The 9,748-nt window shown below is 65.4% G+C and carries 10 protein-coding genes; 5 read left to right on the top strand and 5 right to left on the bottom strand.

Annotated elements, in window-relative coordinates:
- On the bottom strand, positions 1–913 hold a 913-nt coding region (locus EN738_RS21040; RefSeq protein ID WP_145966892.1), incomplete at its 3' end, for a type III PLP-dependent enzyme.
- 540 nt (positions 914–1,453) lie between these two features.
- Here EN738_RS21040 and EN738_RS21035 point away from each other — a divergent pair.
- The 4 genes from EN738_RS21035 to EN738_RS21020 all read left to right on the top strand — a co-directional run bounded on the left by EN738_RS21035 (position 1,454) and on the right by EN738_RS21020 (position 5,592).
- Complete coding sequence (locus EN738_RS21035) at positions 1,454–2,653, top strand: amidase (RefSeq protein ID WP_127285388.1); 1,200 nt, start codon at positions 1,454–1,456, stop codon at positions 2,651–2,653.
- Positions 2,654–2,656: 3 nt separating this feature from the next.
- Positions 2,657–3,556: a LysR family transcriptional regulator gene (locus EN738_RS21030; RefSeq protein ID WP_127285387.1), complete on the top strand. Its 900-nt coding sequence runs from the start codon at positions 2,657–2,659 to the stop codon at positions 3,554–3,556.
- A gap of 88 nt (positions 3,557–3,644) precedes the next feature.
- Positions 3,645–4,313: a DUF1007 family protein gene (locus tag EN738_RS21025; protein ID WP_127285386.1), complete on the top strand. Its 669-nt coding sequence runs from the start codon at positions 3,645–3,647 to the stop codon at positions 4,311–4,313.
- 103 nt (positions 4,314–4,416) lie between these two features.
- The gene (locus EN738_RS21020) at positions 4,417–5,592 is read left to right on the top strand and encodes a nickel/cobalt transporter (protein ID WP_245494594.1); all 1,176 of its coding nucleotides are present in this window, start codon (positions 4,417–4,419) and stop codon (positions 5,590–5,592) included.
- A gap of 7 nt (positions 5,593–5,599) precedes the next feature.
- Here EN738_RS21020 and denD read toward each other — a convergent pair whose 3' ends face one another.
- From denD to EN738_RS21000, 4 genes are read right to left on the bottom strand one after another with little or no spacing between them, the layout of a single operon-like run.
- Positions 5,600–6,577 (bottom strand): D-erythronate dehydrogenase, encoded by a 978-nt coding sequence (denD, locus tag EN738_RS21015; RefSeq protein ID WP_127285385.1) that lies wholly within the window; start codon positions 6,575–6,577, stop codon positions 5,600–5,602.
- A gap of 1 nt (position 6,578) precedes the next feature.
- Positions 6,579–6,785, bottom strand: a complete 207-nt coding sequence (locus EN738_RS21010; protein ID WP_127285384.1) for a hypothetical protein — start codon at positions 6,783–6,785, stop codon at positions 6,579–6,581.
- Complete coding sequence (locus EN738_RS21005; protein ID WP_127285383.1) at positions 6,785–7,771, bottom strand: cation diffusion facilitator family transporter; 987 nt, start codon at positions 7,769–7,771, stop codon at positions 6,785–6,787. Before EN738_RS21005 ends, EN738_RS21010 begins: the two co-directional genes overlap by 1 nt.
- Before the next feature lie 13 nt (positions 7,772–7,784).
- Positions 7,785–8,471, bottom strand: coding sequence for a GNAT family protein (locus EN738_RS21000; RefSeq protein ID WP_127285382.1), 687 nt, complete (start codon positions 8,469–8,471; stop codon positions 7,785–7,787).
- A gap of 83 nt (positions 8,472–8,554) precedes the next feature.
- Here EN738_RS21000 and EN738_RS20995 point away from each other — a divergent pair, with 83 nt between their 5' ends.
- Positions 8,555–9,739 carry a pyridoxal phosphate-dependent aminotransferase gene (locus EN738_RS20995; RefSeq protein WP_127285381.1) on the top strand — a complete coding sequence of 395 codons (1,185 nt, stop codon included), beginning with the start codon at positions 8,555–8,557 and terminating at the stop codon, positions 9,737–9,739.
- The last annotated feature ends 9 nt before the right edge of the window (positions 9,740–9,748 follow it).

Below are 9,748 nucleotides of genomic sequence, written 5' to 3'. Positions count from 1 at the left end.
GGTAGCGGATCGCCTCGTCCATGGTCTCGGCGAGACCGCCGAACTTGCCGATGTCGAGGAACACCCAGCGCACATTGTCATTGTCGGCCTTCTTCGAGATCAGCACGACTTCCGACTTGATGACGCCGGCATTGCCGACCATGCCGCGGCCCGGCTCGATGATCGTCTCGGGCAGCGCGTTGCCGAAATGCTTGCGCAGCGCCGAGAAGATCGCCTGGCCGTAGGCCTGCGCCACCGGCACGTCCTTCAGGTAGCGGGTCGGAAAGCCGCCGCCCATGTTGACCATCTTGAGCACGATGCCCTCGTCGGCGAGCGTCGCGAACACCTTCTTGGCATCGCCCAGCGCGCGGTCCCAGGCCGTGAGATCGGTCTGCTGCGAGCCGACATGGAACGACACGCCATAGGCGTCGAGGCCGAGCGCCTTGGCGTGGCGCAGCACGTCGACCGCCATCGCCGGGACGCAGCCGAACTTGCGCGACAGCGGCCATTCGGCGCCCTCGCCGTCGGTCAGCACGCGGCAGAACACGCGCGCGCCGGGTGCGACGCGGGCGATCTTCTCGACCTCCTCGACGCAGTCGACCGCGAACAGGCGGATGCCGAGATGGAAGGCGCGCGCGATGTCACGCTCCTTCTTGATGGTGTTGCCGAAGGAAATGCGGTCCGCGGGCGCACCCGCGTCCATCGCCATCTCGACTTCGGCAACCGATGCGGTGTCGAAGGACGAGCCCATCGCAGCAAGCAGGCGCAGGATCTCCGGCGCCGGGTTTGCCTTCACCGCATAGTAGATCTTGGAATCGGGCAACGCCTTCTCGAAGGCGCGGAAATTGTCGCGCACGACATCGAGGTCGACGACGAGGCATGGGCCGTTCGGACGTCGGGTGGCGAGGAAGTCAAGGATGCGCTGGGTGGCCATCGGGGTCTCTCCATAACGCCTTTCGGCGCGCAATAAGGCTGCGGGACGCGGGCTGTCGGCCTCGCGAACACGCGGTGGACAAAGGCGGGACGGAATATCCATGGAACCAGCCGGTGGAGACCCCGGAACCATGAAATGCCGTCTCGCGGCGGTGAACCTTGGCCTTGCCCGGCCTCGGTTCGCTTTGTCTGCCTTGGCTTGGATGGGAGACCCGTCCGCACTGCCGGCAATGAAGGTGTGCCTCTTTAGTAACCCCGGTCTTTGGACAACCGGAAGAGAACCAGAAAGGCCCGCACCGTCGTTGCTTCAAGGTGTCCTCGATCTTGTGGTTGGCCACTGACCGACTGGAGTGGTTGGCTCCAGTTACCTTACCGATTGCCCTCACCATTCGAGGATCGGCGGACACCCACAGGCACGTGCGACTTTGGGCAAGCGCGATATAAGAGCGTAGGATTTCACAATCAATAAAAATCGTAAGCTGCGGTTGTAAAATTTCCGGCATCGAACAATCTACGGATTACCGTATCCGGATATCGAACGATGACAGGCACGCACGGACCGCTCAACGCCTTCCTGAACCTTCGCCAAATGCCTGTCGCGCATGCGCAATTGGGCACGCTGGCTGGTCTCAGGCTGGCGGTGAAGGACATCTACGACGTCGCCGGCTATCGCACCGGCTGCGGCAATCCAGGCAAGTTCGCAGCGGCTCACGCGGCGTCGCGGACCGCTCCCGCGGTGCAGATGATTCTCGATGCCGGCGCGCGATTCGTCGGCAAGACCCAGACCGACGAGCTCGCATTCTCGCTGATGGGCCAGAACGCGCACTTTCCGTTTCCGGTGAACCCGGCCGCGCCCGAGCGCGTCACCGGCGGCTCATCATCGGGATCGGCGGCGGCGGTGGCGGGCAAGCTCGCCGACATCGCCACCGGCTCCGACACCGGCGGCTCGATCCGCGCGCCGGCGAGTTTTTGCGGCCTGATCGGGCTGCGCGCCACGCATGGCCGCATATCGCTCGACGGCGCCATGAAGCTCGCCCCGAGCTTCGACACCTTCGGCTGGTTCGCCGACGACATCGAAACCTATGAGGCGGTCGGCAAGCTGCTGCTCGGCCGCGACCCGCATCAGCATGCGCTCAACCTGCCACTGTCGATCGGCTGGCTGGACGCCTTGGTGTCGGGTCCGGCCGAGGCCGCCGAATATGCCAGGATGAAGGCGCTCGCCGCTTCCGTCATCGGCGAGCATGCGCAGGTGGAGTACAGTTTCACCTCCTTCCCCGACGAGCTCTATTGGTGCTTTCGCCGCCTGCAGGCCTTCGAGGCATGGCAGGAGCATGGCGACTGGATCAGCAGCGGCGAGCGCGGTCTCGGGCCGGGCGTCGACGAGCGTTTTGCTTTTGGCCGTGCCGTCGATGCCAGGACGGTCGAAACCGAGACGACCCGCCGGCTGGCCTTCCGTGCCGAGCTCGCCGCCCTGCTCGGCAGCCATGGCTTTCTCGTCCTGCCGACCGTTCCGGGCGCGGCGCCGCTCGTCAACAGCGCGCCGGAACAGCTGCAGACCTACCGCGAAAGGGCGCTGCATCTATTGTGCCTCTCCGGCCTCTCCGGCTTCCCGCAGATCACGCTGCCGCTCGGATCGGTCGACGGCGCGCCGTTCGGCCTGTCGCTGCTCGGCCCTTCCGGGAGCGATGTCGCCCTGATACGGCTCGGCCGAAAACTCCTCGACGCCGCACGAAAGGCCTGAGCCATGGACACGTTGACCCGCATGCGCGCCTTCATCGACGTCGTCGAGGCCGAAGGCTTTTCGGCCGCCGCGCGCAAGATCGGCCGCTCCAAGGCGCTGCTGTCGAAATATGTGCGCGAGCTGGAGGACGAGCTCGGCGCCTTGCTCCTGAACCGCACTACCAGGCAGTTCTCGATGACCGAGGCCGGCCATACCTATTACAGGCGCGCCTCCGAGATCGTGCGCGAGGTCGACAGCCTGGCCGATGCGGTGCGCGAATCCTCCGGCGATGTGCGCGGCCGCATCAAGCTTTCGGCGGCGCGTACCTTCGCCGACGCGCCGATCGGCCAGTCGCTGATCGACTTCGCCAAGGAGCATCCCGACATCGTGCTCGACATCCATCTCGATGACCGTTTCGTCGACCTGGTCGAGGAGGGCTTCGACCTCGCCGTGCGCATCTCCAGGCTGGAGAACTCCTCGCTGATCGCGAGGCGCCTTGCGCCCTTTTCGGTCAGGCTGTGCGCATCTCCGGACCTAATCGCCAAGCACGGCATGCCGATGCGTCCGCAGGACCTCGCCCGCATCCCCTGCATCATCGACACCAATGGCCGCTGGCTGACCAACTGGCCGTTCAAGGGCGACGCCGGCGAGACGATGAGCGTGTCGGTATCCGGCCCGATCGAGGTCAACAGCCCGATGACCGCGCGGGCTGCCGCCGTTGCCGGCCTTGGCTTCACCATGCTGCCCGATTTCATCGCCATCCCCGAGATCGAGAGCGGCCGTCTGGTGACGGCATTGGACGACCGCCTGCTCTCCGGCAGCGGCATCTTCGCCGTCTATCCGCACCGGCGCTATCTGCCGGCAAAGGTGCGCGTCTTCGTCGATTTCCTGGTGCAGTGGTTCAAGACGCGAGAAAGCGCCTGACACGCCGGCAGCCGACGCGGTCCCAATTTCGCCCCCTTTTTGGTAACTCTCGGGCAACCATCCAAAGCCACGGAATCGCCATCCGCAAATGCACCTGAAACGGCAAGCAATCATGCTGTCTTCCGCCTTGGCGGCGACGTTCGCGGCGGTCGGACCGGCCGAGGTGCATCCCCACGTCTTCGCCGAAGCGCGACTCGACGTCATCCTCAGCGAGGATCACCAAAGTGTGAAGGCGTTGCGCCATCTCTGGCGTTTCGACGACCTGTTTTCGAGTACGGTGATGATGGAGTTCGACAAGAACTCCGACCTGAAGCTTGACGACAAGGAGCTGAAGGAAGTGGCCGACACCGTCCATTCCTCGCTGGCGGAGTTCAACTATTTCCAGCTCGTCACCCAGGACGGCAAGGATGTGGCGATGACCCCGCCGCCGCACCTGATGGCCAATTTCGACAATGACCAGCTGATCATCCTGTTCGAATCCGAACCGAAGGCCCCGATCAAGCTCACCGGCAAGATCGACATCGGCGTCTATGACCCGACCTTCTACACCGCGATCGACTTCACCGACGATTCGAACCTGACCGTCGAGGGCCTGCCCTCGACCTGCACCAGGAAGGTCGTCCGCCCCGACCCGGACGAGGCGATCGCCCAGAACCAGAAGACCCTGACGGAAGCCTTCTTCAACGATCCGACAGGCACCGACATGAGCAAGATCTTCGCCACCAAGCTCGAACTGAACTGCCCGCCGGAAGGATAGATCGGTGATGAAACCGTCGCTGCGCGCAAGCAGGTACCGCAAAAGTGTCCTGCGGTTTTGCGATCGGAACCTGCGGCAAACAAGGGAATCTAGGCGGATATTCGTGGGATACCCCACGAATATCCGCTTGGCGCTCGGCCTTGCGGCCGCCACCCTGGTGATAATCCATCTGCCGGGCGTCGCCCATGCGCAGAGCTCGCTCGGCATCGGCACCAATGACGGCATGGCGCCCACCGCCAGCGGTCCGTTCGCCCATATCCTGATGTGGATCAACCTGCGCCAGCAGGAATTCTACCATGCGCTGGCTAGCGCGATGAAGGCGATGCGCCAGGACGGCAGCAAGCTGTGGCTGCTGATCGGCCTCTCCTTCGCCTATGGCATCTTCCACGCCGCCGGCCCCGGACACGGCAAGGCGGTGATCTCGTCCTACATGGTGGCCAATGAGGTGGCGCTGAAGCGCGGCATCATGCTGTCCTTCGTCTCGGCGCTGCTGCAGGGGCTGACGGCGGTCGTGGTCATGATGCTCGCCTATTTCGTGCTGCGCGGCACCGCGGTGTCGATGACCGACGCGGCATGGTTCCTGGAAATCTCGAGCTACGTGCTGGTCACCCTGTTCGGCGCCTGGCTGCTCTGTCGCAAGGCGGGTCCCGCCATCCGCCGCCTGTTCGGCGCCGGCACGGCCTACAGCCTCTCGGCGGCCCATGCCGGTCACTCGCATGCAGGACACTCGGATGCCGGCCATTCGCACGCAGGGCATTCACATGCGGGTCATTCGCACGCCGCGCTTCACACGCACGACCAGGACGACCACGCGGCCCACCATTCGCACGCGCATGGCCACGGCGCGCACGATCACGCGCACGATCACCACCATCATGACCACGCCGACGGCGAAGTGTGCGAGACCTGCGGCCATTCGCACGCTCCCGATCCGGCGCTGCTGTCGGGCGACCATTTCGACTGGCGGACGGCGTGGTCGGCGGTGGCCGCCGTCGGCATCCGCCCCTGCTCCGGTGCGCTGATCGTGCTGAGCTTTGCCCTGCTCAACGGGCTCTGGCTGGGCGGCCTGCTGTCGGTGCTCGCCATGTCGATCGGCACCGCGATCACCGTCTCTGCCCTGGCGACGCTTGCGGTGACCGCCAAGAACTGGGCGGTCTATTTCGCCGGCGACGGTCGCATGGGCAACCGCATCCATTCCTTCGTCGAGATCGGCGGCGCGGCGTTCATCTTCGTGGTCGGACTGCTGCTGCTGTCGGCCGGCCTGACCGGCGGCGTCTGACGCCGAATCAACCCGCCAATTTGTTACCCAGCTCGTCCTCGATATGGGCGCGGATGATCTCGTCGAAACTCGTCTCGGCGGCGAACCCAAGTTCCCTTGAGCGCTTCGCCTCGAACCGTGTCGGCCAGCCTTTGACGATCGCCCAGATGGTGTCGTCGGGCTGCTCGCGGATCAGCTTCGCCACATCTGAACCGGCGACCCGTTCCAGCGCCTCGATCTGCTCGCCGACGGTGACGGCGACGCCGGGCATTGTGAGGTTGCGGCGCGGCCCGACGGCGGCGCCGTCGATCTCCGCCGCGTGGATCAGGAAGTTCACCGCCGAGCGCGGGCTGGCGTGGCTATGCAGCACCGAGCGCGGCACCGGCAGGATCGCCTCCTGGCCGGCGAGCGGCTCCCGGATGATGCCGGAGAAGAACCCCGAGGCCGCCTTGTTCGGCTTGCCTGGCCGCACGCAGATGGTCGGCAGCCTGATGCCGATGCCATCGAAGAAGCCGCGCCGCGTATAGTCGGCGAGCAGCGCCTCGCTCATCTGTTTCTGCGTGCCGTAGGAGGTCAGCGGCGTCGGGTGGAATTCGTCCGGGATGACATCCGGGAACGGCGCGCCGAACACCGCGATCGACGAGGTGAAGACGAGGCGCGGCGCAAACCCCGCCAGACGCACGGCGTCGAACAGCGCGCGCGTGCCGTCGAGATTGACCCGGTAGCCGAGGTCGAAATTGGCTTCCGCCTCGCCCGACACGATGCCGGCCAGATGGAAGATCACGTCCGGCTGCGCCGCGAGCAGGCTTGCCGTGGCGCCCGGCGCGGCAAGGTCGCCGGTGTGGAGGGAGACATCGACCCCCGGCATGGCGGGCGCTTCAGGCGCCACGATATCGTGCAGCTCGAGCGCACTGATCTTGCGGCCGCGCAGCTGCCCGTCCTTGGCCAGCCGGGCAATCAGCTTGCGGCCGACCATGCCGGCGGCGCCCGTAATCAACACGCGCATCTCAAGGATCCTTCTTGCGCTGGCTGCGGCCACGCAGCCAGAAGACCACGAAAATCGCCACCATGAAGACGGCCGCGATGGCGGCGGCCAGGATGGTCGAGACGCTGCCGGCTGCCAGCATCACCCGCGGCAGGAAATAGGCGGCGATGCCGAACAGGAGCAGCACCCAGAACGCGCCAAGCGCCGCATTGCGTGTATCGCGATCCATCAGTGATAGTGACCGCGATGCGGCGCCGCATGATGCGCGTGATCACGGTCGTGATCGTGATCGTCATCATCGTCGGCGCAATGCCCGAATTCCGGTTCGACGGTGGCATGGCTGATGCCGTGCTCGGCGGCGAGCCGCTTCTTGATGGCGCTGACCGCGCTGTGCGCGTCGACCCCGTCATTCAGGCAGGCGTGCAGCGTCGCCATGTTGCTCGAACCGTCGAGCGACCAGACATGCATGTGGTGCACCTCGCGCACGCCCTTGACCGCGACCTCCAGATCCTTGGCGATCACGTCGCGGTCGAGGCTCGCCGGCACGCCTTCGAGCAACACATGGGCGGCCTCGCGCATCAGCGACCACGCCGTCCACAGGATCAGCAGCGAGACCAGAACCGACAGGATCGGATCGATCGGCGTCCAGCCCGTCGCCAGGATGACCAGGGCCGCCGCGATGGCCGCGGCCGAGCCGAGCAGGTCGCCCAGCACATGCAGGATGGCGCCGCGCATGTTGAGGCTTTCGCGGTCGCCGCCATGCAGCACGAAGAAAGAGGCGATGTTGACCAGCAGGCCGGCGGTCGCGACCACCAGCATCGGCCCGCCGAGCACCGGCGCCGGCGCCATCAGGCGGCCCCAGGCTTCGTAGACGATCCACAGCGCGATGGCGAAGATGGCGATGCCGTTGGTGTAGGCGACCAGCGTCTTGACCCGGCCGAACCCGTAGGTCAGGCGAACCGTGGCCGGGCGGCCGGCGAGATGGAAGGCATACCACGCGAGCCCGAGCGCGATCGCATCGGCAAGCATGTGGCCGGCATCGGCAAGCAGCGCCAGCGATCCCGTCAGCAGGCCGCCGAGAGCCTCCGCGACCATGAAGCCGGCGGTCAGGCAGGCGGCGATCAGCACCCGCTTCTTGTCGGTCGAGCCATGCACATGGCCCGCGCCATGGCTGTGGCCATGCCCTCCAGGCCCATGATCGTGGCTGTGCGCCATCGCGGAACTCCTGCTACGCGCCGGACGCGGCGCGGAAATCCTCGAGCCGCCGCTTCTGGCGGCCTTCATCGTCGAAATTGGCCGGATCGAGCCATGCCTCGTAGGCTTCGCGCAGCGCCGGCCATTCCTTGTCGATGATCGAGTACCACGCGGTATCGCGGTTTTCTCCCTTGACCACAAGGTGCTGGCGGAAAATGCCCTCGAACTTGAAGCCGAAACGCTCGGCGGCGCGCTTCGACGGCTCGTTGCGGTTGTTGCATTTCCATTCGTAGCGGCGATAGCCGAGATCGTCGAAGATGTATTTCATGAACAGGAACTGCGCCTCGGTCGCCGCCGGCTTGCGCGAGATCAGCGGCCCCCAATAGATGTTGCCGATCTCGATCACGCCATAGGCAGGGTCGATGCGCATCAGCGTCTGCCGCCCGGCGACCTTGCCGCTCGCCTTGTCGATGACGGCGAAGAACAGCGGATCCTCGCTGGCCTCGACCTTGTCCAGCCACGGCTGGAAAGCGTCGCGGGTTTCCGGCGGATAGTCGGGCAGCCAGGCGAAGCGGCCACCGATATCGGACACCGAAGAGGCCTCGTAGAGGCCGTCGCCGTGCTTTGCGGCGCTCAGCGGTTCGAGCCTGGCATGGCGCCCTTCCAGCACCTTGCGCTCGGGGCGCGGGCGCGGCTGCCAATCCTTGAGATTTTCCGACACCGAAAACTCCAATCCGTTTGACTTTTGCCGAAGGACGCTCACAAAAACGCTCGCCCACAGTAAGAACCACAGGAACGGGAAAAATGCTCCACACGATCGCGGCTTTCGACCGGCTCGGCGAGGAAAATGCCTTCGCGGTGCTGGCGCGCGCCACCGCACTTGCCCATCAGGGCCGCGACATCGTCAATCTCGGCATCGGCCAGCCGGACTTCAAGACGCCGCAGCACATCGTCGAGGCGGCGATCAAGGCGCTGCGCGACGGCCACCATGGCTATACGCCGGCCAACGGCCTGCTGGCGACGCGCGAGGCGGTCGTGCGCCGCACGCTGACCACCACTGGTGTCGAGGTCTCACCGGAGAACGTGATGATCCTGCCCGGCGGCAAGCCGACCATGTTCGCGGCGATCCTGATGTTCGGCGAGCCGGGCGCCGAGATCCTGTATCCGGATCCCGGCTTTCCGATCTATCGCTCGATGATCGAGTTCACCGGCGCCGCCCCGGTGCCGGTGCCGATCCGCGAGGAAAACGGCTTCGCCTTCTCTGCCGACGAGACGCTGGCGCTGATCACCCCGAAGACCAGGCTGCTGATCCTCAACTCGCCCGCCAACCCAACCGGTGGCGTCACCCCGCGCGCCGAAATCGAGAAGCTGGTCAAGGGGCTGGAGGCGCATCCGCATGTCGCCATCCTCTCCGACGAGATCTACGACGTCATGACCTATGACGGCGAGACGCATTTTTCGCTGCTCAACTTCCCGCAGATCCGCGACCGGCTGATCGTGCTCAATGGCTGGTCGAAGACCTGGGCGATGACCGGCTGGCGCATGGGCTGGTCGATCTGGCCGAACGGCGACGAGGGCGCGCATCTCTACGACAAAGTGCGCAAGCTGGCGGTCAATTGCTGGTCCTGCGTCAACGCGCCGAGCCAGTATGCCGGCATCGCCGCGATCGACGGCCCGCAGGACGATGTCGAAAAGATGATGCGCGCCTTCGACAACCGCAGAAAGATCGTGGTCGAGGGGCTGAACGCGCTGCCGGGCATCTCCTGCATCACGCCGAAGGGCGCCTTCTATGCCTTCCCCAATGTCTCGAAGACCGGCTGGAAGGCCAAGAAGCTCGCCTCGGCACTGCTCGAGGACGCCGGCGTGGCGCTGATCGGCGGTCCCGATTTCGGCACTCTCGGCGAAGGCTATATCAGGCTCTCCTACGCCAATTCCGAGGAGAACATCTTGCGCGCGCTGGAGCGGATCGAGACCTTCTTGAAGAAGTGACCTCGCTTC

The organism is Mesorhizobium sp. M4B.F.Ca.ET.017.02.2.1 (assembly GCF_003998955.1).
GTDB classification, from domain to species: Bacteria; Pseudomonadota; Alphaproteobacteria; order Rhizobiales; family Rhizobiaceae; genus Mesorhizobium; species Mesorhizobium abyssinicae.
The sequence above is the reverse complement of the archived record's forward strand: the minus strand, read 5'-3'. Positions and strand labels throughout refer to the sequence as shown.